We start from the raw sequence: 25,201 nt of genomic DNA, 5'->3' as shown, positions 1-25,201 counted from the left end.
ATCAAAAGCGAACCAGCGCAGAACCCCAGGTGAATCCACCCCCAAAGGCTTCCAGCAGAATAAGGTGTCCGGGTTTGATGCGGCCATCGCGCACCGCTTCATCCAGTGCGCTTGGCACGGAGGCAGCTGAGGTGTTGCCGTGACGATCCAGTGTGACGACCACTTTATCCATGGTCATGCCAAGTTTTTTAGCCGTGGCGCTGATAATGCGCAGGTTTGCCTGATGAGGCACCAGCCAGTCCAGCATTTCGCGGTCAAGATTATTGGCCTGCAGCGTTTCATCGACGATGTGTGCCAGTTCGGTCACGGCGACCTTGAAGACTTCGTTACCAGCCATGGTGACATAGGCAGGCTGATCCTGATGGGCACGGTCCTGATAAGGCAGCGTCAGCAACTGCGCATAGCGGCCATCCGCGTGGAGATGGGTAGAAATAATCCCCTGCTCTTCGCTCTGGCCCAGCACCACGGCACCGGCACCATCCCCAAACAGGATAATCGTGCCGCGATCTTCAGGATCCAGCGCGCGCGCCAGCACGTCAGCGCCGATCACCAGCGCATATTTAACCGCGCCATTTTTGATGTATTGATCGGCAACGCTCAGGGCATAGGTGAAACCTGCACAGGCGGCCGCAAGGTCAAACGCCGCACAATCTTTAATCTCCAGCATTTGCTGGATCATGCAGGCGGAGCTGGGGAAGGCATGGCTGGAAGACGTTGTGGCGACAATAATCAGCCCAACGTCGTTCGCATCAATGCCTGCCATTTCGAGGGCGCGTTGCGCGGCGCTGAATCCCATGGTGGCGACGGTTTCATCTGGCGCGGCAATACGACGCTCACGAATGCCGGTACGGGTAACAATCCACTCGTCCGACGTCTCCACCATTTTTTCCAGATCGGCATTGGTGCGAACCTGGCTGGGCAGATAACTGCCCGTACCGATAATTTTGGTATACATCTAGGCTTTGTCACTCCTGGCTAATACAGCATCAAGGCGCGCAGCAATTCGTTCGGGAATGTGCTGCCTCACCGCCTGCTCTGCCTGTTCTATCGCCACGGCGAAGGCGTGTTGATTTGCTGCGCCGTGACTTTTGATCACTGTTCCGCGCAATCCTAACAGACAAGCGCCATTGTACTGGTCAGGGTTAAGTTGCCCGAATCGCTTCGCCAGACGTTTCTGAATCCAGCGTCCCAGCAACTGAAGCCACCATGACCGTTTTTTGCCTTCCCCTGATGACTTCAGCAGAGAAAGAAACATTCTTACCACGCCTTCCATCGTCTTCAGCGTGACGTTTCCGACAAAACCGTCACAGACCATGACATCGGTTTTGCCGGTGAGCAACTCGTTACCTTCGAGGTAACCAATATAGTTGATCTGCGGTGATTCCCGCAGCATTGCCGCAGCATCGCGGATGGTTTCCAGCCCTTTGGTCTCTTCATGACCAATATTGAGCAACGCCACGCGGGGCCGGGGTATGCCCAGCACATGCTCGGCCATTACCGACCCCATCACCGCAAACTGTACCAGCATCGCACTGTCTGAGCCGACATTCGCCCCCAGATCCAGCACCACCGTTTTCCCCTGCTGCTGATGCGGTAAAACGGACATCAGCGCCGGACGTTTGATGCCATCCAGCGGCTTTAATAACAGCGTTGACAACCCCATCAGCGCACCGGTGTTTCCGGCGCTGATGCAGGCCGCTGCACGTCCCTCTCTGACCATCTCCAGAGCCACGCGCATTGAACTGCCGCGACTGTTCCGGATGGCCTGAGCGGGCCGGACATCACTTGCAATAACCGATTCGGCAGGGATCACCTGCAAACGCCCCATCAGGGAGGAATCCGCTTTGGCAAGCAATGGCGTGAGAGTGTCGGGATGACCGACCAGAAGAAGGGATAGCTCCGAATGAGAGGCCAGTGCCTGCAATGCTGCAGGCACTGTCACGCAGGGACCGAAATCCCCGCCCATGGCATCAATCGCCAGGGTCAAACGTGTCAAGGTATCGCCTTGCTAAGCAAGAAACTTACTTAACGATAACCTTGCGACCGCGGTAGTAACCGTCCGCAGTGATGTGGTGACGCAGATGAGTTTCGCCAGAAACTTTATCTACTGACAGAGCAGCAGTGGTCAGCGCATCGTGTGAACGACGCATACCACGCTTAGAACGGGTGGGTTTATTCTGTTGTACGGCCATGGACCTTACTCCTATTACTTACGCTTTAAACTGGCTAATACGGCAAATGGATTTGGTTTCTCCGCCTCTGCAGGCAGTTTGCCAAAGACCATGTCCGCCTCGGACACTTCACAGTGTTCAGAATCGTGCACCGGAACGACCGGCAGCGCGAGAATTAATTCATCCTCAACCACCGCCAGCAGATCGATCTCACCAAACTCATTAACATCGACCGGCTCGTACGCTTCCGGCAATGCCTCGGCCTGCTCTTCAGAAGAGACAGGACTGAAGCAGTAACTTACTTTTACGTGATGGGGAAAGGTCTGGTTGCAGCGCTGGCAGCGCAACGTCACATTGACTTCAGCAGTACCCGTCAGTACCGCCAGACGCTGGCTATCAACCGCAAACGACATGGCACAATCCACATCACTGTCCACACTAACGACCGACTCGGCCACACGCTCCACCTGTGCAGATGTGTAGACACCCTGATAATCAAGGCGCTTCTGAGCGGTGCGGACAGGGTCCAGCGTTAGGGGTAATTTTACCTTTTGCATAGGGCGCGCATATTAACTTTGTAATGTCATAGAGTCAAAGAAAAAGGCCGTTAAACAGCATCTTTCAACCACTATTCGCATCCAGTGCGGCGCACAGTTTAAAATGACTGTCACCAATTCGCTATCACTATCGAAAAAAAATGACACCATCCATTCTTTTAGCTTCCACCTCCCCCTTCCGGCAAACGCTGTTACGCAAGCTGGGGCTGCCTTTTATCACGGCCGCACCTGAGGTTGATGAGTCACCTCATCCCGGAGAAAGCGCAGAGGCGCTGGTAACCCGACTTGCCGTGGCGAAAGCGCAGGCGCTGGCGAAACGCTATCCCGGGCACTGGATTATTGGCTCCGATCAGGTCTGCGTTCTGGAGGGTGCGATTACCGGTAAGCCGCATACTGAGGAAAATGCCTGCGCACAACTGCGCGCTGCCAGCGGCAAGGCGATTACCTTCTATACCGGTCTGGCCCTTTTTCATCCGGCCAGCGACAGGCTGATGCAGTACTGTGAGCCTTTTGTGGTGCATTTCCGTGCGCTGACCGACGCGGAAATCGCAGGCTATGTGAAAAAGGAGCAGCCGCTGCAGTGTGCGGGCAGTTTTAAAAGTGAAGGGCTGGGGATCTGTCTGTTTGACCGGCTGGAGGGACGCGATCCCAATACGCTGGTCGGACTGCCACTGATTGCGCTCAGCGCGATGTTGCAGCAGGCCGGCATCAACCCCTTAACGGTGTGATGCCGGCACGATTAGGCTTTCCGCTGCCGCAGCTTCTGCAGGCACAGCCTGAGGCCATCATCGAGTGGTGCCTCAACCCGCATCACTTCGCCCGTGCCGGGGTGGGTAAAGGTCAGCGCCGCCGCATGCAGGAACAGGCGGTTCAGACCGGTTGAGGCCAGCTGGCTGTCAAAATCGCGTTCTCCATAGCGATCGTCGAACGCAATCGGATGCCCGGCATGCAGCGTATGCACACGGATCTGATGCGTACGTCCGGTCACCGGACTTGCCTTGACCAGCGTAGCGAAGTCGAACCGCTCTTCCACCTTAAAGCGGGTTTCAGAGGGTTTGCCTTCGCTGCTGACGCGCACGACGCGTTCGCCGCTCTGCAGAATGTTTTTCAGCAGCGGCGCCTGCACCACCTTGAGGTGTGACGGCCAGTTGCCGCGCACCAGCGCCAGATAGTCTTTCTGCATCCCTTTTTCCCGCAGCTGCTCATGCAGGGAACGCAGCGCTGAACGTTTTTTAGCAACCAGCAGAATACCGGAAGTATCCCGGTCCAGACGATGCACCAGCTCCAGAAAACGCGCCTCTGGCCGTAATGCACGCAGCCCTTCGATCACGCCGAAGGTCAGCCCGCTGCCGCCGTGGACGGCGGTGCCGGACGGCTTGTTCATCACCAGCAGTGACTCATCCTCATAGAGGATCGCATCGGCCAGCGACGCGACCTTCGCCAGTTTAGGGGAAACAGCGTCTTCATCGCGTTCTGCCACCCGAACCGGCGGAATGCGCACCTCGTCACCCTCTTCCAGTTTGTACTCAGGCTTGATGCGCTTTTTATTCACCCGCACCTCGCCTTTGCGAACAATGCGATAAATCATGCTTTTAGGCACACCCTTTAACTGGGTGCGCAAAAAGTTATCAATACGTTGTCCGGCATTTTCAGCCGTGATGGCGACAAACTGTACGCCGGGATTCTCTGTTTTCATGGCGGCGATTCTAAATAGTGTCCCCTGATAGCGCCACCCCTTTTTCTGTGCTTAACTCTGGGGTTGATGTGACGGGAGGCGGCTTCTCTGCTGGCTTTTTCAGCAATGCGCTGTTTTGTCCGACACATTAGCGCGTTAAATGTAAAGAAACTTCACAAGCTGGCTAAAGTCGCCTTGCTATATGAAGGTTAGCAATGGAATAATGCTTGAGTTTCTTACCTGAAGCATTTCAGGACAGAAAAAGAGCGAAATTGTCATTTTGCCGGATTGAGCAGACACGCAGCAATGGCGTAAGACGTAATGCGAAATCAGGCACTTAGCGGGCTGCGGGTTGCAGCCTGGACAACAGGTTGGAATGCACGGGTTTTCTTTATTCTCTCAGGCATTTCCCCTATCTGGCGCTGTTTTCCCTTATGAAAAACAGGCCACCGACGTTATTTGCGCCCCTCGCGCGGTCGACAGCCGTGAGGCAGACGACACTGCACTAAGTCACGGGGCCATCGGTTGATATTCGTCCAGGGTAACGATGCCCGCAGCTGTAATCACTCATGAAAGAATAACGAGTAAGTCACGATGAAAAGAATGTTAATAAACGCAACTCAGCAGGAGGAGTTGCGCGTTGCCCTGGTTGACGGTCAGCGCCTGTACGATCTGGATATCGAAAGTCCTGGACACGAACAGAAAAAAGCCAACATTTACAAAGGTAAAATCACTCGCATTGAACCCAGTCTTGAAGCTGCGTTTGTTGATTACGGCGCAGAACGTCACGGTTTCCTCCCGTTAAAAGAAATTTCCCGCGAATATTTCCCTGCCAGCTACAACGCGCATGGCCGTCCTAACATCAAAGATGTGCTGCGTGAAGGGCAGGAAGTCATTGTTCAGATCGATAAAGAAGAACGCGGTAACAAAGGCGCCGCGCTGACCACCTTTATCTCACTGGCAGGCAGCTACCTGGTTCTGATGCCAAATAACCCGCGTGCGGGGGGGATTTCCCGTCGCATCGAAGGCGACGATCGCACCGAACTGAAAGAGGCGCTGTCGGCGCTGGAACTGCCAGAAGGCATGGGTCTGATTGTCCGTACGGCGGGCGTCGGTAAATCTGCCGAATCGCTGCAGTGGGATTTAAGTTTCCGTCTCAAGCACTGGGACGCGATCAAGAAAGCTGCTGAAAGCCGCCCTGCTCCCTTCCTGATTCATCAGGAAAGTAACGTGATTGTGCGCGCTTTCCGCGACTATCTGCGTCAGGATATCGGTGAGATCCTTATCGATAACCCAAAAGTGCTGGAGCTGGCGCGCCAGCATATCGCTGCGCTGGGTCGTCCGGACTTCAGCAGCAAAATCAAGCTCTACACCGGTGAGATCCCGCTGTTCAGCCACTATCAGATCGAATCGCAAATTGAATCCGCTTTCCAGCGTGAAGTCCGCCTGCCTTCTGGTGGCTCGATTGTGATTGACAGTACTGAAGCGCTGACCGCCATCGATATCAACTCCGCACGCGCTACTCGCGGCGGCGACATTGAAGAAACCGCCTTCAACACTAACCTGGAAGCGGCCGACGAGATTGCGCGGCAGCTGCGCCTGCGTGACCTGGGCGGCCTGATCGTTATCGACTTCATCGATATGACCCCGGTTCGTCATCAGCGCGCTGTTGAAAACCGGCTGCGTGAAGCCGTCCGTCAGGACCGCGCCCGTATCCAGATTAGCCATATCTCCCGTTTCGGCCTGCTGGAGATGTCCCGCCAGCGTCTGAGCCCGTCATTAGGCGAGTCCAGTCATCACGTTTGCCCACGCTGTAGTGGCACCGGCACCATTCGTGATAACGAGTCACTGGCGCTGTCGATTCTGCGTCTGATTGAAGAAGAAGCGCTGAAAGACAACACCAAAGAAGTCCATGCGATTGTGCCGGTTCAGGTGGCCTCCTACCTGCTGAACGAAAAACGTGAAGCGGTCAACGCTATCGAGAAACGCCAGGGCGGTGTGCGTGCGGTCATCGTACCGGATGACAAGATGCAGACCCCGCATTACTCCGTACTGCGCGTGCGCAAAGGCGAAGAGACACAGACCCTGAGCTATCACCTGCCGAAGCTGCATGAAGCGGAAATGGCGATGCCGTCTGATGAGGAGCACGCTGAGCGCCGTCGTCCTGAGCAGCCTGCGCTTGCCGCATTTGTGATGCCTGACGCCCCTCCGGCTCCGGTCGAAGTCGCGCCTGAAGCGAAGCAGGCTAAAGCCCAGCCAGCGACTAAAACCACGCCGGAAGTGGCCGCACCGGCTACTGTCAGCACCGGTTTCTTCGGGCGTCTGATTGGCGGTCTGAAGAAGATGTTTGCTGGCGAAGAAGCACCGGCTGCCGCACCTGTGGCTGCAGAGGTGGCGGAACCGCAGAAAGCGGCTGAAAGCGAGCAGCAGAACGGCAACAGCCGTGGCGAACGTCGCAGCAACAATAATCGTCGTAATAACAATCGTCGCGAACGCACACCGCGTAACGGCGACAACACGCAGTCGCGTGAAGGCCGCGAACCGCGCGAAAGCCGCGAGCCGCGCGAGAGTCGTGAACCGCGTGAGAGTCGCGAACCGCGTGAAAGCCGTGAACCACGCGATAGCAATGAAAACCGTCGTAACAAGCGTCAGTCTCAGTCCGGCGAAAGTCGTGAAGAGCGGCCGGCACTGAGTGAAGAGGCGCGTCAGCAGCGTGATGCGCAGCAACAGCAGCGTCGTGAACAGCGTGCTGAGCGTCAGCGTCGTCGTCAGGAAGAGAAACGTGCAGGTGAAGAGGCTGCCAAAGCCGCTGAGCAGTCTGCTGCCGTAGCAGAGTCTCAGGACAACACCGAGGCGCAGGATGATGAGCGCGTCCAGGTTATGCCGCGTCGTAAGCCGCGTCAGCTTAATCAGAAAGTGCGCGTGGATGACAATCGTCAGCTTGTGACCGCCGATGCTGCTGAGCAGCCTGCTGAAGCACATCAGCCGCAGCAGAACGACGTGGCTCAGCCTGAGCTTCAGGTTTCGCAGAACGACGAGCAGGATGATAACGACAACCGTGACAACGCCAACATGCCGCGCCGTTCACGCCGTTCACCACGCCATCTGCGCGTCAGCGGTCAGCGTCGTCGTCGTTACCGTGATGAGCGTTACCCGACCCAGTCAGCCATGCCGCTGGTCGCTGCGGCTGCCTCACCTGAAATGGCATCCGGTAAAGTCTGGGTTCGCTATCCGGTAAGTCAGGCCAGCGATGAGCAGGTTCAGAACGTGACGCCTGAAACGCCGGCATACACCCGTGAAGAGCCAGCAGAGGTCGCTGCTGCGCCGGTCGCCGCCGCTGTTGAAGCCGTGGCGCAGGATGCAGCTGTTCAGCAGGCTGAGCCAGAGGCAGAAACCCCGGTGGCGGTCGTGAACACCGACGACACCCGAGCTATCGACGCGCCCGTTGATGAGCAGCCTGCTGTTGTTCCGGCAGCGGAAGAAGCGAAAGCGGAAGCCATTGCGGCCGAAGCCGTGCCTGCTGAACCTGTCTCTGACGCGTCACCGGTTACAAAACCTGCCGCTGAAACTGCAGAGGTCACTGAGTCAGCAGACACTGCCGAGCCAGCAAAAGTGGCAGAACAGACCGCCAGCGATGTCAGTGACGCTATTACCGCAGAAGTCGAGGAAGTGCTGAATGCCCCGGCCGCCGCGGAAGCAGACTCTGCACCCGTGAGCGAGCCACATGCACCCGTTGCCGCCCGCGATGTCGCCCCGGCTGCGCCGGTTGACGTGACCGAACAGCCAGCACCTGATGCGCAAGCAGCAAGTGATGGCAGCCGCTGGAAGCACTTCGCGTCGGCACCGATGACCAAAGCGCCTGCGCCAGCCTGGCAGTCCGAACCTGCGCGGCACAGTGACTGGGTGCGTGCACCGTACCAGTTCGACGGTCGCGGTTCTGCAGGCGGTCACAGCGCCACACACCAGGCTACTGCACCGGCGACCAAGCCGTAACGCAGATAGCGTTGTGAATATAACCCCGGCCTTATCCGCCGGGTTTTTTTTATGCCTGTGCGCCTCAGGCTGCATGACGGATAACGGATGCCGGGCGGCTGTACCCGCGAGAACTCAGCAGGAAACGCCAGTACAGTAAGTCAGAACGGCAGAACAGCTGTTTATATCCCAGAATCTCGCGCTGGGCCTGACGCAGGCTGAACAGAGGGGAAAAAAAACCCCACGCGCCTTTACCAGGCGGGTGGGGAAAAGTAAGCGCATCCGGTTAAAGTACGCTCAAATTTTCAGGTCAGATTACGAATTCATCCTGAACAGCGACATCTTGGACATATCGGTAAAGGTTTTATAGGAAGCCTGCAGAGCCGTCTGCTGCATCGTATAGCTGGACGCTGCCTCGGTGTAGTCGACGTCAACCAGATCGCTCATCTGCGAGTTATAGATCACGCTACGGTCATCACCCTGAGCGTTCAGCGTATCAATCTCAGAGAGTTGAATACCGATTTCAGAACGTACGGCCAGAACATTGTTCAGTGAATTACCCAGCCCCCGGTTGGTTTTATCCATCGCCGCCTGGAAGGTCTGTTTGGTTGCGGCATCCGCATCATCCTGCGGCACTTTCAGCGCCGCGATAGCGCTATCCAGCATCGCGAACACATTGGTTTCACTGGCTGTGCCATCCGGCTCTTTTTTGGCATTACTGGTGATCGACATAAAAATAGCATCGCCGGTATGCGCTACGGTCATGGTCCGGCTGGTGTCGACCTTCTGGGTAATCGCCTCCGTGCCACCGGTGTAGCTCACACCCGTGCCCGTAGTGTCCGCGAATGGCGCGCTGTCTGTCTTATAGCCGGCAAAGATATAACGGCCATTGGCATCTTTGCTGTTCGCCTGGTTCATTAGCTGCGCACGAATTCCCTCAAGCTGGGTCGCGATCGATCCCCGATCATCGTCACTCAGCGTGCCGGTCGAACCATTGACGATCAGCGTCTGCGCATTCTGGATACTCTCGGTAACGCCTTTCAGGGTGTTCTCTTCCAGTGACAGACCCTGCTCGGCAAAGGTACGTGCCAGCGCGTACTGTTTTCCCTGCTGCTGCGTCTGCGACAGGGCTACCGCGCGCGAGGCGGCAATCGGGTCGTCCGACGGATTAGTGACGCGGCGACCGCTGGAGAGCTGCTCGCCGACTTTGAGCCAGGAGGCCTGCGAGTCGGTAATCCCGCGCACCTGCTGGTCAAATATCATATTTGTACTGATTCGCATGTTATCTCCTGCCCTTAGCGAATATTGATCAATGCGTTAAATACGGTGCTGGCAGTCTGCAGCACCTGCGCATTTGCCATGTAATATTGCTGATATTTGGTCAGGTTGGCGTACTCCTCGTCGAGGTTAACACCCGACACTGACTGCTGGCGATCGGTCAGCTGGCTGACCACGCTTTTCTGGGTGGTGCTGGTGGTTTCCAGTGAACTGGTTTTGTTACCCACGGTGCTGACGATACTGGCGTAGGCCTGCGACAGCGTGGCGTTGCCAGCGACCAGCTTCACGTCCTGCAGGTTCAGCAGTTTCTGCGCGTTGCGATTATCACTCTCTCCGCCGACGGCAGACGCCGCCGCGACCTGAGATTCGCTGGTAATCGCCACTGACATATCGTTGATCACGTTCTGCACCGGCTTCACCAGGAAGCTATCTTTCGCGGCAGGCGCGGGCGACGCGCCGACCGTCAGCTTCAGGCCGTCGAAGCTCAGGGTGGTGTTGCCGCTGGCATCGGTTCCTTTCGTCAGCGTAACTGCTGTACCGTCTGCCGCGCGGGTGGCGCTCCAGTTCGTGCCATCATAACTGACGGTGTAGTTGGACGCTTTCAGCGCGCTGGCATCGGTCCACTCCGCAGTGACGGATGCGCCCGTGCTGTTTTTGCTGTTGCTGACCACCAGCGGGCTGCCAATGTTGAAGAAATCGACGCCCTGATTGCCCTGGCTGTCAAAGCCCTGCTTGTGAACATCATTGAAGCTGGTGGTGAAGGCGGCGGCTAACTGACCCAGCTGATTCTGCGCCAGATCCAGATCCTGTGACCGGAACGCCAGCAGACCGCCCAGTGAACCGGTAGTGATCAGTTTTTCCGGGATCTCAACGTTACCCGCCTGCTTATCGGCATAGCCAATGGTGGTCCGGGTCGGATCGCTGCTGGAGGTCATCGCAACCAGGTCGGTTGATTTGTAGCCATTGACCAGCGTCAGGCCGTTCGCCATCGAGACGGTATAGTTCCCCCCTGCTCAGAGACGTTCACGCCGACCATTTTGTTCAGGTCATTGACGAGCTGATCGCGTTTATCCAGCAGATCGTTGGGGGTTGCGCCGTTGCCGGTGGTCAGTTTGCCGATCTGCTTGTTCAGATCGGCAATCTGGCTGGTCAGGGTATTGACCTGTTTAACGTCTGAACTGATATCCGCATTGACGCTGATCTGCATATTGTTCAGATACTGCGCCGTGCTCTGAAACTGGCTGACCAGCCCCTGCGCATTGCTGAGCATCGACTGACGCGCCGAAGGATCGTTGGCGTTACTGACCACGTTCTGCAGGTTAGTGAAAAAGCCCTGCAGCGAGGTCGACAGGCTGGTCGTCGAGGTCGACAGCAGGTCGTCAATGTTTGAAATCTGGCTGTGCTGGGTATCGACTGCGCTGTAGTTAGCGCTCGCACCGCGCAGCTGCGTGGCGATGAACGCGTCATATTCACGCTGTACGCCGGTCACATTGACGCCATTACCGTAATAGCTGTTGCCCTGAAGTGTACTGCTGGCCTGCGCTAACAGGGCGGTCTGACGTGAATAGCCCGCCACGGTGTAGTTGCTAATGTTGCTACTGGTAGTGCTCAGGGCGGCCTGCGCGGCACTCAGTCCGCTCATGGCGGAGTTAATTATGCTGGACATCTCGGTTCCTTACGTTCCCCGTCAACCGGGCTGGCAAACATCAAAGTGGGCGCCAGCAGGCGAAAACGCATCTGGCTATAGGCATGTTATCGGCTTGCTTAAGTGAAACTTGAGGCGCAATGTTCAGAAGAGATCGCCCACATCCTGGGTGTAAGCTTTAACGACTTTTTCACCCATGCTTTTGAATTGCTGAATCATTCCCACCAGCTTTTGCGCATATCTGGGATCGGTGGCGTAGCCTGCTGCCTGCAGTGCCTGCGCGCCCTGCTCTGCGCTGGTGGCGTTCGTTACGGCCGCATAGCGCGGGTTTTTGGTCAGCAGTCTGACGTAGTCGGTCAGTGCTTCGAAATAGGAGTTATAGACCCGGAAGCTGGCACGGACCTTCTTCGCTTCGCCCTGCTCATATTCGGTGGTCATGATATCCGTCGTCTCCCCTTTCCAGTCACCGCTGGCTTTAATCCCGAACACGTTATAGCTCGGCTTGCCGTCGCGGGTCAGGATCTGACGCTGCCCCCAGCCCGACTCCAGCGCGGCCTGCGCCAGAATCAGGTGATGAGGAATACCGCTCTGCTGGCTGGCGGCCTGCGCCGGCTGCATCAGCTGGGCGATAAACTCGCGGCTGTCGCCAGGCAGGCCGGTCGGGGACGCGGCGGGCAGACGCGGCATCGCCTTACGCACAATCTGCTCCAGCTGCTGCGCATGCATTGGTACGGCCCCACTGGTGCTGAGGATGAAGCTGTTATCCAGCTTCATCGGCACCGTCCCGGCAGTTTCATCCGGTGCGGTGGCGGGCTGCATCTGTTTGACGATGGTTTCCGCCAGACCCAGGCCGCGCTTCCCCATCTCCTGAGCAATCTGCTGGTCATACATAGAGGTAAAGAGTTTGGTCTGCTCGTTGCTCATGATGCCGTCCTGCGGCAACGCGTCACGCATACTCTTCAGCATCATCTGTACAAACATCCCTTCGACCTGACGCGCCACCTGCAACGCATGGCCTTTCGGATCGTTGCTGGCCTGGTGTTTCAGTTCATTCAGGGAACGGCTGTCGTAAGCCGCACTCATCACAGATTGCATATCAGCCATCAGATAATTTCCAGTCTGGCACGCAGACAGCCGGCACTCTGCATCGACTGCAGAATCGACATCAGTTCGATAGGCGATGCACCCAGGGCGTTCAGCGCACGCACCACATTGTTCAGGCTGGCGCTGGCATTCACACGCTGCAGCGCGCCGCCGGACTGGCGCAGATCGATCTGGGTCTGCGTCGTTGCCACCGTCTGTCCACCAGCCAGCGGGGTGTCAGGCTGACTGACGTTCTGCTGCTGATTGACCGTAACCGACAGGTTGCCCTGCGCCACCGCACACTGGTTCAGCGTCACTTCACGGTTCATCACCACCGAGCCGGTGCGTGAGTTGATGATCACTTTCGCGTCTTCAACCGGAATTGAGACGTTGATGTTCTGGATATCGGCCAGCAGACGCACCTGCGCGCCATTGTTCGGCGACACGCGGATTTGCACGGTCCGGGCATCCAGCGGCTGCGCCGAACCATAGCCGCCGCGTGCGTTAATCGCATCCGCGATACGTTGCGCCATAGAGAAATCTTCGTTGTTCAGCTGCAGGTTGATGGTGTTCTGCGAGCCAAAGTTGCTCTGCAGTTCACGTTCAACGGTCGCCCCACCCGTGATGCGACCGCCGTTAAGCTGGTTTACCTGCACGCTGCTGCCGCCCGCGGAGGCGCCCGCTCCACCAACCAGGATGTTGCCCTGCGCCAGGGCGTAAACCTGGTTATCGACCCCTTTCAGCGGCGTCATTAACAGCGTGCCGCCACGCAGGCTCTTGGCGTTACCCATGGATGACACCACCACGTCCAGATTCTGACCCTGACGGGCAAATGCAGGCAGTTTTGCCGTCACCATGACGGCCGCCACGTTCTTGAGCTGCATGTTGGTACCCGCCGGAACGGTGATCCCCAGCTGTGACAGCATGTTGCTCACGGTCTGCGTGGTAAAGGGGGTCTGTGTCGTCTGGTCACCGGTGCCATCAAGGCCCACCACCAGACCATAGCCCAGCAGCTGGTTGTCACGCACGCCCTGTACCGTGGTGAGATCGCGAATCAAATCGGCCCTGGCCAGCAGGCTGACACTCAGGAGCAGCGCCAGCCCGGCGCGTAACAGCGTTAACGTTTTCATTGAAGCCTCTTACATCGGAGAGATGTTCAGGAAGAAGCGCTGCAACCAGCCCATGGTCTGCGCCTCATTGATATAGCCATTACCGACGTACTCAATACGTGCATCGGCGACCGCGGTCGATAACACAGCGTTGCTGGCGCTGATGGTGCGTGGGTTGACCACGCCCGAGAAACGAATGAACTCTGTGCCCTGATTAATGGCGATCTGTTTTTCACCGACCACGTGCAGGTTGCCGTTCGACAGCACCTGATCCACGGTAACGGTAATGGTGCCGGTAAAGGTGTTGTTTGCGGATGCGCCGCCTTTACCCGCGAAGTCGTTTTTGCCTTCGGCACTGAGGTTGGCTTTTTCGCCGCCTGCGCCGACCAGCCCCGCAAGTCCGGTTGGAACGGCGCTCAGGCCAAAGCTGTTTTTGCCATCACGGCTGGCATTCGCCGACGAACTTTTGCTGGCGCTGACGTTTTCCTGCAGGGTGATGGTCAGGGTATCGCCAATGTTGCGAGGACGACGATCTTCAAACAGCGGCTGATAGCCGTAGTTAAGCGGCGCAACGCCCTGAAAAATCGATCCATTGACCACCGGTGGCGCGGACGGCAGCGGCTGCGCCGTGGTTGCGCCCTCGACCAGCGGGGTCCGCGGGACCAGCGCACATCCGTTAAGAGTCAGCAGCAATGAAGCGACTAACCAATGTCCAGGCTTGAGAATCTGTTGCTTCGCCACGGTGTCACGACCTTATTTATGTCTCTGTTTCAGGCCAGCAGGCGCTGGCCCTGTTCGGGATTAAATCTGTGTTAATTTCGCCAGCATCTGATCAGAGGTGCTGATCGCCTTGCTATTGATTTCATAGGCGCGCTGCGTCTGGATCATGGTGACCAGCTCTTCCGCCACGTTAACGTTTGAGGTTTCGGTATAGCCCTGATAGAGCAGACCGGCGCCGTTCTGGCCTGGCGTGCTGTCCGTCGGCGCACCCGATGCCTGGGTTTCCTTGTAGAGGTTTTCACCCACGCTATCGAGACCGGCATCATTCATAAAGGTGCTCAGAGTTAACTGACCCACCTGCGCAGCCTGCGCCTGACCCTGCTGGGTCACGCTGACCACACCGTCACGGGATACCGTGATGCTGGTGGCGTTGGCTGGAATGGTAATACCGGGCTGCACCGGGAAACCGGAGTTGGTTACCAGCTGGCCGTTCTGGTCCACCTGAAACGCGCCATCACGGGTATAGGCAGAGGTGCCATCCGGCATCTGAATCTGAAAATAGCCCTGGCCGTTGATGGCGACATCTTTTGAGTTGCTGGTCTGCGACAGGTTGCCCTGGGTGTGCAGACGTTCTGTGGTCACAGGACGCACACCGGTACCAATCTGCAGGCCGGATGGCAGCGTGGTCTGTTCAGATGACTGTGTGCCCGGCTGGCGCATAGTCTGGTACATCAGGTCTTCGAACACGGCACGCGAACGTTTAAAACCGTTGGTGCTGACGTTTGCCAGGTTGTTGGCAATGACGTCCATGTTCATCTGCTGCGCATCAAGACCGGTCTTAGCGATCCATAAAGAACGAATCATGTTGTTATCCTCGCGCCTTAGCTCATGTTCAGGAGCTGATTGGCTTTTTGTTCATTTTCATCGACGTTGGTGATGACTTTCATCTGCATCTCAAAACGTCGGGCGTTGGCGATCATATCGACCATGGTTTCAACCGGTTTGACGTTGCTGCCTTCCAGTACGCCTGGCATCACCTGCATGGTGGCATCAGCCTGCAGCGCCGCGCCACGGGTGGCCTGCGTCGCCGCCGTTGGCCGGAACATGCCATCATCGCTGCGCTGTAACTCCTGGCCGGTCGCCCGCACCAGTTTGAGTTTGCCCAGCTGAACCGTGGCGTTAGGTGAATCACCGGCATTCAGCCCGGTAATGGAGCCATCTGCCGCGATGGTGAGCTCCGTACCCTGAGGGACCACAATCGGGCCGCCGTCGCCCATGACAGGATTGCCCTGAACCGTCAGCGTGCCGTTCGGGCTGATCTGCATATTGCCGTTGCGGGTGTAGGCTTCACTGCCGTCTGCGGTACGTACGGCCAGCCAGCCATCCTGCTGCACTGCCACATCCAGCGGACGCTCGGTGTAATCCATCGCGCCCTGGCTCATGTCCGCGCCCGGTGTTGAGGCGGCCACCAGCGTACGGGTGGGCAGTGACCAGCCACTTACCGGCACGGCGCGCAGCGCGTTGAGCTGCGCACGAAAGCCCGGTGTTGAGGCGTTGGCGAGGTTGCTGGCGGTGACCGCCTGCTGATCCAGCGTCTGGCTGGCCGCGCCCATCGCGGTATATATCGCGTGATCCATAAGGCAATCCTGTTAGCGAATTAACGTAAGTTAACCAGCGTGTTGAGAATCTGGTCCTGAGTTTTGATGGTCTGCGCGTTTGCCTGATAGTTACGCTGCGCCACGATCATGTTCACCAGCTCTTTACTCATGTCGACGTTAGAGGACTCCAGAGCGCCCGCTGTCAGTGAACCAAAGGTACCGGTGTTCGCCAGGCCAACCGCAGCCTGACCGGAGGCGTTTGAAGCCTGCCAGACGTTGTCGCCCTTCGACTGCAGGCCTTCCGGGTTAGAGAAGCTTGCCAGCACGATCTGACCCAGCAGCTGGGTTTTCTGGTTTGAATAGGTTCCGGTGATGGTGCCGTCATCATTGATCGCGTAGCTGGTCAGATCGCCTGGTGCATAGCCATCCTGAGTCGGGTTGCCAAAGGAGGTGGTGCCGGTGTTCTGTTGCAGGCTGCCCAGCATGCTCATGGTGATGGGCTGGTTCGCCGCCGCGCCATTAGCGCCACCCGCGTTCAGCGTCAGGCCGACGGTGCCATCAGTGGTGGTGCTGACCACCGCACCGCTGGCGTTCAGTTTAGAGACGCTGGTCAGCTTACCGCTGGTGTCAAACGCCATGCGAAAGTCACCCGCCGAGCTGCCGGTTTCGCCATCGATGGTGCGCACGGTCCAGCTGTTGCTGGTGGCGTCTTTTGAGAAATACATGTCGAGCGCGTGGTCATTACCCTGCGAGTCGAACACGGTCACGGTGGTTTTTTTGGTATAGCTATCCGCATTCGCCGTTGAGAAGGTCGTCACGGATGGCGTGGTATCCGTAGAGTTCAGGTTGGCAACCAGACCGGCAGTCGTGGTGGCACGCGCGGACATCTGCTCAGTAGGAATACGCAGCGCCACCGGGTTAGCACCCGCCTGAATGGTGGCCGGTGAACCGCTGGCCGGATAGCCGGTCACGTTCAGGCCCTGGGTGTTGACCAGATTACGGTTGTTATCCAGCGTGAACTGGCCGTTACGGGAATAGAAGACGCCACCGCTGCTGTCGGTCATACGGAAGAAACCGTTACCGCTCAGCGCCACATCTAGCCCACGGCTGGTCGTGGTGGTCGCACCGTCGTTGAAGTTCTGAATGACCGCCGCGACTTTGGTGCCGAGGCCGACGTTAGAACCGGCAAACATATCGGCGAACGCGATGGTGCTGGATTTAAAGCCCGCTGTCGCGGAGTTGGCGATGTTGTTACCGATGACATCAAGGTTACTTGAAGCAGCACCAAGGCCGCTGACCGCTTGGGAAAATGACATGTGTGTGTGTCCTGTCTACAGGTTAATCAGAGAATCTGACGTACGTCGTCAAGGGTGGCGGAGCCCATGGTGCCGAGATCCAGTTTTGTGGTGTCGTTGGCCGTACTCACCCCGTTGACGTAGGCGTAGTTAAGCGGTTGTGCCACCAGTTGTGTGCTGCCATTGCTTGCGGCAATCGCAACAGTGTATTTACCATCCGGCGCGGCAGAGCCATCGGTGAGCTTGCCATCCCACGAGAAGGTGTGAACGCCTGCGCTCAGTGCGCCCAGATCGACGGTGTCGATCACGGAACCGCTGGCATCCTTGATCGTGGCGGTGGCTGCAGTCGAGGCGGAGGTCAGCTCAACGCCAAAGGGGGTGGTGGTGCCCTGGCCGACCAGGATCTGCCCGCCGTTGACCATCACGCCATGACCAATCAGCGTGGAGCTCTGCAGCGACTGGCTGGTGTTGATCTGCCCGGAGATCGATCCCAGCGTAGTATTGAGCTTTTCAATGCCGCTCAGGGTATTAATCTGCGCCAGCTGTGTGGTGAGCTGACTGTTATCCATCGGATTGGTGGGATCCTGGTTCTGTAACTGCGTCACCAGCATGGTCAGAAACTGATTCTGCAGATCCTGCGCATTATTACCGGTGCCGCTGGTGCTGGATGAGCTGAGAACCGTGGGGTCCAGCTTTTCGTTAACGCCTACCGCGATAGCCATTATTTTTCTCCGTTATTGCCCAATCGTCAGGGTTTTCATCATCATCGACTTCACGGTGTTGAGCACTTCCACGTTAGCCTGGTAACTGCGTGACGCCGACATGGTGTTAACGCTTTCAGAAACCACATCCACGTTTGGCATCTTCACGTAGCCTTTGGCATCCGCCATCGGATTGCCCGGGTCATAGACCAGCTTCGGTGGCGAAGGGTCATCCACCACTTTTGCCACTTTCACGCCACCGGTTGCAGCGCCGGGTGCCGCATCGGTCTGAAAGACCACCTGTTTAGCCACGTAGGGCTTGCCATCGGGGCCGGTAACGCTGTCGGCGTTAGCCAGGTTACTGGCACTGACGTTTAATCGCTGTGACTGCGCGGTCATCGCAGAGCCGGCAATGTCAAAAATATTCAGCAAGGCCATAATTATTGCCCTTGTAACACGCTCATCATGCCTTTGATCTGGCTGCTGATGAGGGTGAGGTCGGTTTGATATTTCAGGCTGTTATCCGCAAACTGGGTACGTTCACGGTCCATATCTACGGTGTTGCCGTCGGCAGAAGGCTGATCGGGAATCCGATAAAGCATGTCCATCGCAGGCGCACTGTTGGTCTGTGCTTCAATGTGGCGGGCTGACGTAACTTTTAACGCCATGCTGCTGCCTTCCGCACGACCGTTGGACATCACCCGACTCAGCTCGCTGGCAAAGTCGATATCCCGGGCCTGATAACCTGGGGTATCGGCGTTGGCAATGTTTGACGCCAGGATCTCCTGACGCTGAGCACGCAGGTTGAGGGCCTCGGTTCCAAATTTCAGCGCCGCATCCAGTTTGTCGAGCATGTTTCCTCCGCAAATGAGAATTTCGAGCTGGCAGCTTAATTTGAAAAAGCAAGCGGTCATCGTCTGAATAACGCCTCAAATGACCGCTATTTTGACTCTTGAGGATTTTCGGGAAGGGGTACACTCGTCGGCATTAACGGTGAGGAGATGCCAAATGCGTCGATGTCTGACCCTGCTGACCAGTCTGCTGGTCGCAATCGCCCTGCCGGCGTCTGCCGGCGATCTCACGGCACAACTGGATCAGTTTTTTAAAGCGCGTGACGCCACACATGCGGCAGGCATGGTCGTAGTGATTCGTACGCCGCAGGAGCAATGGCCCGCCTGCGAATCGCCGCAGTTCAGCCTGCCCGGCAACAGCCGGCTCTGGGGCAATATGAGCGTAGCGGCTAACTGCGGTGAGAACCGCCGTTACCTGCAGGTGCAGGTGCAGGTGACCGGCACTTATCTGGTGGCGAACCGTCTTCTGAGCCGTGGCAGCAGCGTCAGCGAGAATGATTTCACGCTGCAGACGGGCCGCCTGGATACCCTGCCCGCCCGTGCCCTGCTGAATAGCGACGCGGTCGCCGATGCCGTGGTGCTGCGCGATATTCAGCCTGGCCAGCCGATTACCCCCTCAACGCTGCGTCAGCCGTGGCGGGTCAAGGCCGGTCAGAATGTGATTGTGATTGCCAGCGGCGATGGTTTTGATGCCAGTGGCGAGGGGCAGGCGCTGAACAATGCTGCCCGTTCGCAGTGGGTGCGGGTGAGGATGGGAAATGGCCAGATTGTCAGCGGTAAAGTCCGCGAGGATGGGAATATTCTTATAACGCTGTAAAGTGTTAAAGAAGCCCCTCCTGCTGCCGATAGAAGAATCAACAAAGCGATTACGCTATTATGATTCAGGTGGCAGACTTCCCCTGACCTTACAGGAGCCCGAATATGAGCATTGACAGAACGCAACCTCTGAAACCCGCCAGCACCGTACAGAGCCGCGACAGCAGCGAGCCTGGCAGCAGCAAAGTGCGTCAGAGTGCCAGCCCGGTGGCGAGTACGCCTGCCGCCGCTCAGGTCAGCCTGAGCAGCGCACAGTCACAACTGATGCAGCCAGGCAGCAAAGATATTAACGTTGAGCGCGTTGAACAACTGAAAACCGCCATCCGTAATGGCGAACTGAAGATGGATACCGGCAAAATCGCCGATGCGCTGATTGCCGACACGAAGGCGTATTTAGAGGGTAATTAACTCCCATGAGTAATTTGCAGACCACATTAGATAAGATGCAGGATGTCCTGGTGTCGCTCTCCGCTGTGCTGGAAGAAGAGCAGCAGCAGCTGGCAGCGGGCAGCATTAACAGCCATCTGTTGCAGCGTATCACCGAAGATAAGAGCGCGTTACTTACGACGCTGAATTATCTGGATGAGATGCGCCGGACTGCCGAACAGAGCCAGGCGACGTCCGCACCTTATCGTGGTCAGAACGACATGGCGCGCCGCTGGGAGACAATTCAGCAGCATACCCGTCGTCTGCAGGATGCCAACGTGCATAATGGCTTGCTGCTGCAACATCAGATCCGCTACACCGAACAGGCGCTGGATGTGCTGAAGCCGCATCAGACGCAGGCCTTTTATGGCCCGGATGGCCGGGGAAAAGGTCAGGCGACCCTGAGTCGTAAAGCCTGAAATCCGGACATAAAAAATCCCGCCTGATGCGGGATTTTTTGTTAGCTGCTTTTCGCGGCCGGTTACACCACCGTGCGGCGGGCGTAGTCGCGCAGCCGGAAGCCCAGCAGCCCCAGCGCGAGGAAGTAAGCGCCGCCGCCGACCGCACAGACCGCCGCCAGACGCAGCAGACGCCATAGCATCGCGCCCTGCTCCCAGGCAGGCATCCATTGCAGCATGGCAAACAGCGCCCCGGCCATCGCCACCACCGCGATCAGTAAACGGATAAGGAAGCTGCTCCAGCCGGGCTGTGGTATAAAGATCTTCCGCTTACGCAGCTGCCAGTAGAGCAGTGCCGCATTCAGGCACGCCGCCAGACCAATCGACAGCGACAGGCCCGCATGTTTTAACGGCCCGATAAACGCCAGGTTCATCATCTGTGTCATGACAAGTGTAATAATGGCGATCTTCACCGGGGTTTTGATGTCCTGACGGGAGTAGAAGCCCGGCGCCAGCACTTTCACCACGATCAGCCCCATCAGTCCGACCGAATAGGCGATCAGGGCGCGCTGCGTCATGGCCGCATCAAACGCCGTGAATTTACCGTACTGGAACAGCGCCACGGTCAGCGGACCGGAGAGCATGCCCAGTGCCACCGCACTGGGCAGCGCCAGCAGGAAGCAGAGGCGCAGGCCCCAGTCCATCAGCCGTGAATACTCATCGTGATTGCCGCTGGCAAAACTCTTGGCCAGCGATGGCAGCAGGATGGTGCCCAGCGCCACGCCCAGCACGCCCGACGGGAACTCCATCAGGCGATCCGCGTAGTACATCCAGGAAACCGATCCCGACACCAGAAACGAAGCGAAGATGGTATTGATAATCAGCGAGATCTGGCTGACCGAGACGCCCAGAATGGCAGGGCCCATCTGACGCATGACCCGCCAGACGCCTGCGTCACGCAGATTCAGACGCGGCAGGACCAGCATGCCGAGCTTTTTTAGGTGTGGCAGCTGATAGCCGAGCTGCAGCACGCCACCGGCAACCACCGCCCAGGCGAGCGCCATCACTGGTGGATGAAAATGTGGTGCGGCAAACAGGGCAAACCCAATCATGCTCACGTTCAGCAGGGTCGGTGCAAACGCAGGCACCGAAAAGCGGTTCCAGGTGTTCAGCACCGCCCCCGCCAGTGACGCCAGCGAAATCAGCATGATGTAAGGAAAGGTCACCCGCAGCAGCGAACTGGTCAGAGCAAACTTGTCCGCGCTGTCGGCAAAACCCGGCGCCGTTACCATGATGACCCACGGAGCCGCGATCATGCCCGCTACGGTCACCAGCGCCAGCGCCAGCGTCAGCAGACCGGAGACGTACGCCAGAAACAGTTTTGTCGCTTCATCGCCCTGTTTGCTTTTATATTCGGCCAGAATCGGCACGAAGGCCTGAGAAAAGGCGCCTTCGGCGAAGATTCGCCGCAGCAGGTTGGGCAGTTTAAATGCAACGAAGAAGGCATCGGTCGCCATCCCGGCACCAAAAACCCTTGCCACAATGGCATCACGGGCAAAGCCCAGTACGCGGGAAAACAGGGTCATGGAACTGACCGCTGCCAGCGATTTCAACAGATTCATAATTGACGGCGCATCCTGAAAAGAATCGGCAAAAAAGGAGAATTAGCGCGGACACCAGGAGGTGTCCGGCGACAGTCTACTGCCACAGCCGGAAATGACCAGCACGGAGTGTTACAAGGCGTTATTCACGCGTCGCCTCGCGCCACAGCTTTTCCACCACGCGCTGCGCCAGCAGCGCCTGTTCACCACTGGTTTCAGGCTTCGTCTGATTTTGCACGCAGTCGATAAAATGGCGCGCCGCGCCGGTGAAACCACGCTGCGCCAGATGGCTCTGCCAGGCGGGGGGTGGCACTATCAGCAGGTTACCGCCCTGCTCTTCCTGCCAGTCGCGCATCTCACTGACGTCAATGCACTTTCCATCACACACCGCGCTGACCCGCTCGCGCTGGCTGCCGGCGCGCCGGTGCATGCTGGTGGTGATCGACAATCCTTCCAGCGAGAAGTGATGTTCGGCACAGAGCATCTGCCCCTGTTCGTTGGTGTCGATGCGTCCCTGAACCTCACGCACAGGTTTGCCGCCCAGCCAGAGCGCGGTATCCACCACATGCAGGTAGTCGTCGAGCAGCGTAAAGCGGAGATCCTGCGGCCCGACGCTGTCGCTGCGATGCTTTTCGACCCGCAGTGAGGCCGCACCTGCCATCTCCGCCCGCAGTTGCCGATAACGTGGAGCGAAACGGCGGTTGAACGCCACCATCAGTTTACGCTGCCGTTTCTCCGCCAGCGCCACCAGCGCCTCTGCCTGATCCAGCGTTTCGGCCAGCGGTTTATCGACGCAGACATCCTTTCCGGCCAGCAGCAGCGTCCTGACCACCTCATAGTGGGTGGCGGTGCTGCTGTGGACAAAGACCGCATCGCAGGCGGCTGCTAAGTCATCCAGCGAACCAAAACATTGCAGGCGATAGCTGTCGCAGATCGGGCGGGCTTTGGCCTGATTCGGCGAAAAAGCGCCCACCAGCGTCCAGTCCGTCGCCGCCGACAGCACCGGCAGCCAGGCTTTCTGCGCAATCCCGCCAAGTCCCACTACGCCAATACGTACGCTCATCTCAGCTCTCCGGTGACAGCAGTTGATCAAGCCTGGCCTGAAGCCGCGCGACCTGGATTTCCAGTGTGGCGACGCGCGCCGCCAGCTCGTCCTGCGCATCCAGGGTCCCGGCGGGCTGTGGTGTTTCACTCTCGTCACCCAGCAGGTGCATAAAGCGGCTTTCGCGCTTGCCCGGCTCACGCGCCAGTCGCATGACCTGCGCACTGTCGTCGCGCTGCATCAGCGCCTCCAGTGTCTGTTCAACGTCGCTGACATCGCTGAAGTCGTGCAGCCGCCCGCTGCGGGTGCGCAGCTCACCAGGGGTCTGTGGCCCGCGCAGTAAAAGCAGCGTGATGATGGCGACTTCCGCGCTGTTCAGCTTCAGCGCGCCAAAGGCGGAGTTGCAGAAACGCTGCCCATATTTGACGACCCGCTGTCCGGCGGCGCTGCTGGCGGTGATCAGATGCCGCTTCTCCAGCTGATCGAGCTGATCCTGAACCTCGCTTTCGCTCAGCTCCATCACGGGCTCGCGATTCGATTTCTGGTTGCAGGCCACCACGACCCCATTCAGGGACAGCGGATACTGTTCCGGCGTGGTGACCTGTTTCTCCATCAGGCAGCCCAGCACCCGCAGCGCCTGCGCCGATAACGCCATCTTCATATTCGCATCCTCATTAATGTCCACGCCGGTCAGGCGTCCATTCCCGCTGGGTTAAAGCCGTCAGTACGTGATCCTGCCAGCGTCCGTCTATCAGCAGATAATCTTTCGCATAGCCCTCTTTTTCAAAACCGAGTCGCGCTAGCAGAGCACCACTGCGCTGATTGTGCGGCATGTAGTTGGCCATAATGCGATGGATGTGCTGCTGCCGCTGCATATAGCGGATGGCCGCCTGCAGTGCTTCAAACATCAGCCCCTGGCCCTGCCACTTTTCACCCAGTGAATAGCCGAGATAACAGGCATGAAAGGAGCCGCGCAGCACGTTGCTGAAGTTCGCCACGCCTCTGACTTCAGTTTCTTCGCTGTCCATCAGAATGAAATAGAAGGCCGACCCCTGCTTATGCAGGTCCGTAATCAGGCCGAGTCGCGCCTGCCAGCCAGAGGGATAGCAGTGGCTGTCATCACGTACCGGCTCCCACGGTTTGAGAAAAAGGCGATTTTCCGCATAGTAATCTGCCATTCGCCAGGCATCACGTTCGTGAACCAGACGGACCACCAGCCGATCGGTGGTCAAGCGCACCCTGGGGGCGGCAGAACGATAGCCAAACATTCTGACTCCTGAAATCAATGGCCGATAGAGATGAGCCGTCATTAACCGGCCTTCACTATAACCGCCACCCGGGCTACGGTAAAACGTTACCGCGGTTCTGCCGTAAAGCGGTTGATTTAGCACGCTTATCGTCACCTGCGGCGATGACTCCGCTGGCCGTCGGCTCCCCCCGGTTTGCCCTGCCCGCTGATCTCTTCCATACTTTTTACGGGCCCGAAAAACAGGATGATCTGATTTGTTCTGTTGAACCCTAAACCTGTCACACAGGAGATCAGGATGAAGCTCTATATCTATGACCACTGCCCTTTCTGCGTGAAAGCGCGCATGATTTTTGGTCTTAAAAATGTGCCGGTTGAGCTGGTGGTGATGCTCAACGACGATGAAGAGACCCCGGTCCGTCTGGTCGGCAAGAAAATGGTGCCGATTCTGCAAAAGCAGGACGGCAGCGCCATGCCGGAGAGCATGGATATTGTTCACTATGTCGACGAGCTGGATCACACACCGCTGATAACGGGCGCACTGAATCCGGCCATCGCTGACTGGCTGCGTCACATGAACAGCTACGTTAATAAGCTGCTGCTGCCACGTATTGCAGAGGCGGCGTTTGCCGAGTTTGCCACGCCGGAAGCGCGTAATTATTTCCGCACCAAAAAGCAGGCGAGCGTTGGTGATTTCGCCGCGCTGAAGAGTCATTCGGCCGGACTGATCAAAAATGTCAGCGACGACCTGCGCAAGCTCGACAGGCTCATCGTCCAGTCTAACGCGGTCAACGGCGAGCTGTCGGAAGACGATTTTAACCTCTTCCCCCTGCTGCGCTCGCTGACGCTGGTGGCCGGTATCGACTGGCCCGCCCGGGTCGCCGACTATCGCGATAACATGGCAAAACAGACCCAGGTCAATCTGCTCTCCTCCATCGCCCACTGACCCGCCAGATGAGAGACGCTGCGGCGTTTCTCATCCCTTTCCTGATGACACCCGCGCCACATTCAGGCAGG

Annotated in this window: 25 protein-coding genes and 1 pseudogene; 6 read left to right on the top strand and 20 right to left on the bottom strand. The window is 57.8% G+C overall.

All coding sequences use genetic code 11. The features are described from left to right. Position 1: 1 nt before the first annotated feature. Genes ACLHDD_RS04575 through yceD form a run of 4 tightly spaced genes read right to left on the bottom strand, consistent with a single transcriptional unit; the run spans position 2 to position 2,728 of the window. Positions 2-955: a beta-ketoacyl-ACP synthase III gene (locus tag ACLHDD_RS04575; RefSeq protein ID WP_427103123.1), complete on the bottom strand. Its 954-nt coding sequence runs from the start codon at positions 953-955 to the stop codon at positions 2-4. Next, complete coding sequence (plsX, locus tag ACLHDD_RS04570; protein WP_427103122.1) at positions 956-1,996, bottom strand: phosphate acyltransferase PlsX; 1,041 nt, start codon at positions 1,994-1,996, stop codon at positions 956-958. Between the two features lie 25 nt (positions 1,997-2,021). Beyond that, a complete protein-coding gene (gene rpmF / locus ACLHDD_RS04565) occupies positions 2,022-2,192 on the bottom strand; it encodes a 50S ribosomal protein L32 (protein ID WP_003849870.1) in 171 nt (56 codons plus the stop codon). Between the two features lie 14 nt (positions 2,193-2,206). Next, positions 2,207-2,728: a 23S rRNA accumulation protein YceD gene (yceD, locus tag ACLHDD_RS04560; RefSeq protein ID WP_313652311.1), complete on the bottom strand. Its 522-nt coding sequence runs from the start codon at positions 2,726-2,728 to the stop codon at positions 2,207-2,209. Positions 2,729-2,868: 140 nt separating this feature from the next. Here yceD and ACLHDD_RS04555 point away from each other — a divergent pair, with 140 nt between their 5' ends. Beyond that, the gene (locus ACLHDD_RS04555; protein WP_427103121.1) at positions 2,869-3,456 is read left to right on the top strand and encodes a Maf family protein; all 588 of its coding nucleotides are present in this window, start codon (positions 2,869-2,871) and stop codon (positions 3,454-3,456) included. Positions 3,457-3,467: 11 nt separating this feature from the next. Here the strand turns inward: ACLHDD_RS04555 and rluC are convergent, their stop codons facing one another. Continuing rightward, complete coding sequence (gene rluC, locus ACLHDD_RS04550; protein ID WP_427103120.1) at positions 3,468-4,424, bottom strand: 23S rRNA pseudouridine(955/2504/2580) synthase RluC; 957 nt, start codon at positions 4,422-4,424, stop codon at positions 3,468-3,470. 573 nt (positions 4,425-4,997) lie between these two features. On the opposite strand from rluC, the gene rne reads away from it, so the two are divergent. Further along, positions 4,998-8,396 carry a ribonuclease E gene (gene rne, locus ACLHDD_RS04545; RefSeq protein ID WP_427103119.1) on the top strand — a complete coding sequence of 1,133 codons (3,399 nt, stop codon included), beginning with the start codon at positions 4,998-5,000 and terminating at the stop codon, positions 8,394-8,396. Between the two features lie 294 nt (positions 8,397-8,690). Here rne and flgL read toward each other — a convergent pair whose 3' ends face one another. The 11 genes and pseudogenes from flgL to flgB form a co-directional block, all read right to left on the bottom strand. Further along, a complete protein-coding gene (gene flgL, locus ACLHDD_RS04540) occupies positions 8,691-9,656 on the bottom strand; it encodes a flagellar hook-associated protein FlgL (RefSeq protein WP_427103118.1) in 966 nt (321 codons plus the stop codon). Between the two features lie 14 nt (positions 9,657-9,670). Beyond that, positions 9,671-11,319, bottom strand: a pseudogene (flgK, locus tag ACLHDD_RS04535) (flagellar hook-associated protein FlgK). A 123-nt stretch (positions 11,320-11,442) separates the two neighbouring features. Continuing rightward, entirely contained in the window at positions 11,443-12,402 is a 960-nt protein-coding gene (gene flgJ, locus ACLHDD_RS04530) for a flagellar assembly peptidoglycan hydrolase FlgJ (RefSeq protein WP_427103117.1), read from the bottom strand. Continuing rightward, a complete protein-coding gene (locus ACLHDD_RS04525) occupies positions 12,402-13,511 on the bottom strand; it encodes a flagellar basal body P-ring protein FlgI (RefSeq protein ID WP_427103116.1) in 1,110 nt (369 codons plus the stop codon). The genes flgJ and ACLHDD_RS04525 overlap by 1 nt, the downstream gene beginning before the upstream one ends. Before the next feature lie 9 nt (positions 13,512-13,520). Next, entirely contained in the window at positions 13,521-14,231 is a 711-nt protein-coding gene (locus ACLHDD_RS04520; protein WP_111138635.1) for a flagellar basal body L-ring protein FlgH, read from the bottom strand. 60 nt (positions 14,232-14,291) lie between these two features. Continuing rightward, positions 14,292-15,074: a flagellar basal-body rod protein FlgG gene (gene flgG / locus ACLHDD_RS04515; RefSeq protein WP_313652331.1), complete on the bottom strand. Its 783-nt coding sequence runs from the start codon at positions 15,072-15,074 to the stop codon at positions 14,292-14,294. Positions 15,075-15,091: 17 nt separating this feature from the next. Next, positions 15,092-15,847, bottom strand: coding sequence for a flagellar basal body rod protein FlgF (locus ACLHDD_RS04510; RefSeq protein WP_427103115.1), 756 nt, complete (start codon positions 15,845-15,847; stop codon positions 15,092-15,094). Between the two features lie 20 nt (positions 15,848-15,867). After that, complete coding sequence (gene flgE / locus ACLHDD_RS04505; RefSeq protein WP_427103114.1) at positions 15,868-17,124, bottom strand: flagellar hook protein FlgE; 1,257 nt, start codon at positions 17,122-17,124, stop codon at positions 15,868-15,870. A 26-nt stretch (positions 17,125-17,150) separates the two neighbouring features. Continuing rightward, the gene (gene flgD, locus ACLHDD_RS04500) at positions 17,151-17,825 is read right to left on the bottom strand and encodes a flagellar hook assembly protein FlgD (RefSeq protein WP_427103113.1); all 675 of its coding nucleotides are present in this window, start codon (positions 17,823-17,825) and stop codon (positions 17,151-17,153) included. A gap of 12 nt (positions 17,826-17,837) precedes the next feature. Beyond that, positions 17,838-18,242 (bottom strand): flagellar basal body rod protein FlgC, encoded by a 405-nt coding sequence (gene flgC, locus ACLHDD_RS04495; protein WP_427103112.1) that lies wholly within the window; start codon positions 18,240-18,242, stop codon positions 17,838-17,840. Between the two features lie 2 nt (positions 18,243-18,244). Then, a complete protein-coding gene (gene flgB / locus ACLHDD_RS04490; protein ID WP_427103111.1) occupies positions 18,245-18,658 on the bottom strand; it encodes a flagellar basal body rod protein FlgB in 414 nt (137 codons plus the stop codon). Between the two features lie 154 nt (positions 18,659-18,812). Between flgB and flgA the strand changes: the two genes are divergently transcribed. The 3 genes from flgA to flgN all read left to right on the top strand — a co-directional run bounded on the left by flgA (position 18,813) and on the right by flgN (position 20,316). Then, positions 18,813-19,472 (top strand): flagellar basal body P-ring formation chaperone FlgA, encoded by a 660-nt coding sequence (gene flgA, locus ACLHDD_RS04485; protein ID WP_427103110.1) that lies wholly within the window; start codon positions 18,813-18,815, stop codon positions 19,470-19,472. Between the two features lie 104 nt (positions 19,473-19,576). Beyond that, a complete protein-coding gene (gene flgM / locus ACLHDD_RS04480; protein ID WP_427103109.1) occupies positions 19,577-19,879 on the top strand; it encodes a flagellar biosynthesis anti-sigma factor FlgM in 303 nt (100 codons plus the stop codon). Positions 19,880-19,884: 5 nt separating this feature from the next. After that, positions 19,885-20,316, top strand: coding sequence for a flagellar export chaperone FlgN (gene flgN, locus ACLHDD_RS04475; RefSeq protein ID WP_427103108.1), 432 nt, complete (start codon positions 19,885-19,887; stop codon positions 20,314-20,316). Between the two features lie 62 nt (positions 20,317-20,378). On the opposite strand, the gene murJ is transcribed toward flgN, so the two are convergent. The 4 genes from murJ to rimJ all read right to left on the bottom strand — a co-directional run bounded on the left by murJ (position 20,379) and on the right by rimJ (position 24,206). Further along, entirely contained in the window at positions 20,379-21,917 is a 1,539-nt protein-coding gene (gene murJ, locus ACLHDD_RS04470; protein ID WP_427103107.1) for a murein biosynthesis integral membrane protein MurJ, read from the bottom strand. 121 nt (positions 21,918-22,038) lie between these two features. After that, positions 22,039-22,959: a Gfo/Idh/MocA family protein gene (locus ACLHDD_RS04465; RefSeq protein WP_427103106.1), complete on the bottom strand. Its 921-nt coding sequence runs from the start codon at positions 22,957-22,959 to the stop codon at positions 22,039-22,041. A 1-nt stretch (position 22,960) separates the two neighbouring features. Continuing rightward, positions 22,961-23,599: a YceH family protein gene (locus ACLHDD_RS04460; RefSeq protein ID WP_427103105.1), complete on the bottom strand. Its 639-nt coding sequence runs from the start codon at positions 23,597-23,599 to the stop codon at positions 22,961-22,963. Between the two features lie 13 nt (positions 23,600-23,612). Then, a complete protein-coding gene (gene rimJ, locus ACLHDD_RS04455) occupies positions 23,613-24,206 on the bottom strand; it encodes a ribosomal protein S5-alanine N-acetyltransferase (protein WP_427103104.1) in 594 nt (197 codons plus the stop codon). A 276-nt stretch (positions 24,207-24,482) separates the two neighbouring features. Between rimJ and grxB the strand changes: the two genes are divergently transcribed. Then, positions 24,483-25,130 (top strand): glutaredoxin 2, encoded by a 648-nt coding sequence (gene grxB / locus ACLHDD_RS04450; RefSeq protein ID WP_427103103.1) that lies wholly within the window; start codon positions 24,483-24,485, stop codon positions 25,128-25,130. Positions 25,131-25,201: the final 71 nt, after the last annotated feature.

The organism is Pantoea sp. NSTU24 (genome assembly GCF_050157905.1).
GTDB lineage: Bacteria > Pseudomonadota > Gammaproteobacteria > Enterobacterales > Enterobacteriaceae > Pantoea.
The sequence above is the reverse complement of the archived record's forward strand: the minus strand, read 5'-3'. Positions and strand labels throughout refer to the sequence as shown.

Coding starts and splice junctions, on each gene's coding strand:
- ACLHDD_RS04575 (WP_427103123.1), bottom strand. CDS start 955: ATGTATACCAAAATTATCGGTACGGGCAGTTATCTGCCCAGCCAGGTT.
- rpmF (WP_003849870.1), bottom strand. CDS start 2,192: ATGGCCGTACAACAGAATAAACCCACCCGTTCTAAGCGTGGTATGCGT.
- yceD (WP_313652311.1), bottom strand. CDS start 2,728: ATGCAAAAGGTAAAATTACCCCTAACGCTGGACCCTGTCCGCACCGCT.
- ACLHDD_RS04555 (WP_427103121.1), top strand. CDS start 2,869: ATGACACCATCCATTCTTTTAGCTTCCACCTCCCCCTTCCGGCAAACG.
- rluC (WP_427103120.1), bottom strand. CDS start 4,424: ATGAAAACAGAGAATCCCGGCGTACAGTTTGTCGCCATCACGGCTGAA.
- rne (WP_427103119.1), top strand. CDS start 4,998: ATGAAAAGAATGTTAATAAACGCAACTCAGCAGGAGGAGTTGCGCGTT.
- flgL (WP_427103118.1), bottom strand. CDS start 9,656: ATGCGAATCAGTACAAATATGATATTTGACCAGCAGGTGCGCGGGATT.
- flgJ (WP_427103117.1), bottom strand. CDS start 12,402: ATGGCTGATATGCAATCTGTGATGAGTGCGGCTTACGACAGCCGTTCC.
- ACLHDD_RS04525 (WP_427103116.1), bottom strand. CDS start 13,511: ATGAAAACGTTAACGCTGTTACGCGCCGGGCTGGCGCTGCTCCTGAGT.
- flgG (WP_313652331.1), bottom strand. CDS start 15,074: ATGATTCGTTCTTTATGGATCGCTAAGACCGGTCTTGATGCGCAGCAG.
- ACLHDD_RS04510 (WP_427103115.1), bottom strand. CDS start 15,847: ATGGATCACGCGATATATACCGCGATGGGCGCGGCCAGCCAGACGCTG.
- flgE (WP_427103114.1), bottom strand. CDS start 17,124: ATGTCATTTTCCCAAGCGGTCAGCGGCCTTGGTGCTGCTTCAAGTAAC.
- flgD (WP_427103113.1), bottom strand. CDS start 17,825: ATGGCTATCGCGGTAGGCGTTAACGAAAAGCTGGACCCCACGGTTCTC.
- flgC (WP_427103112.1), bottom strand. CDS start 18,242: ATGGCCTTGCTGAATATTTTTGACATTGCCGGCTCTGCGATGACCGCG.
- flgB (WP_427103111.1), bottom strand. CDS start 18,658: ATGCTCGACAAACTGGATGCGGCGCTGAAATTTGGAACCGAGGCCCTC.
- flgA (WP_427103110.1), top strand. CDS start 18,813: ATGCGTCGATGTCTGACCCTGCTGACCAGTCTGCTGGTCGCAATCGCC.
- flgM (WP_427103109.1), top strand. CDS start 19,577: ATGAGCATTGACAGAACGCAACCTCTGAAACCCGCCAGCACCGTACAG.
- flgN (WP_427103108.1), top strand. CDS start 19,885: ATGAGTAATTTGCAGACCACATTAGATAAGATGCAGGATGTCCTGGTG.
- murJ (WP_427103107.1), bottom strand. CDS start 21,917: ATGAATCTGTTGAAATCGCTGGCAGCGGTCAGTTCCATGACCCTGTTT.
- ACLHDD_RS04465 (WP_427103106.1), bottom strand. CDS start 22,959: ATGAGCGTACGTATTGGCGTAGTGGGACTTGGCGGGATTGCGCAGAAA.
- ACLHDD_RS04460 (WP_427103105.1), bottom strand. CDS start 23,599: ATGAAGATGGCGTTATCGGCGCAGGCGCTGCGGGTGCTGGGCTGCCTG.
- rimJ (WP_427103104.1), bottom strand. CDS start 24,206: ATGTTTGGCTATCGTTCTGCCGCCCCCAGGGTGCGCTTGACCACCGAT.
- grxB (WP_427103103.1), top strand. CDS start 24,483: ATGAAGCTCTATATCTATGACCACTGCCCTTTCTGCGTGAAAGCGCGC.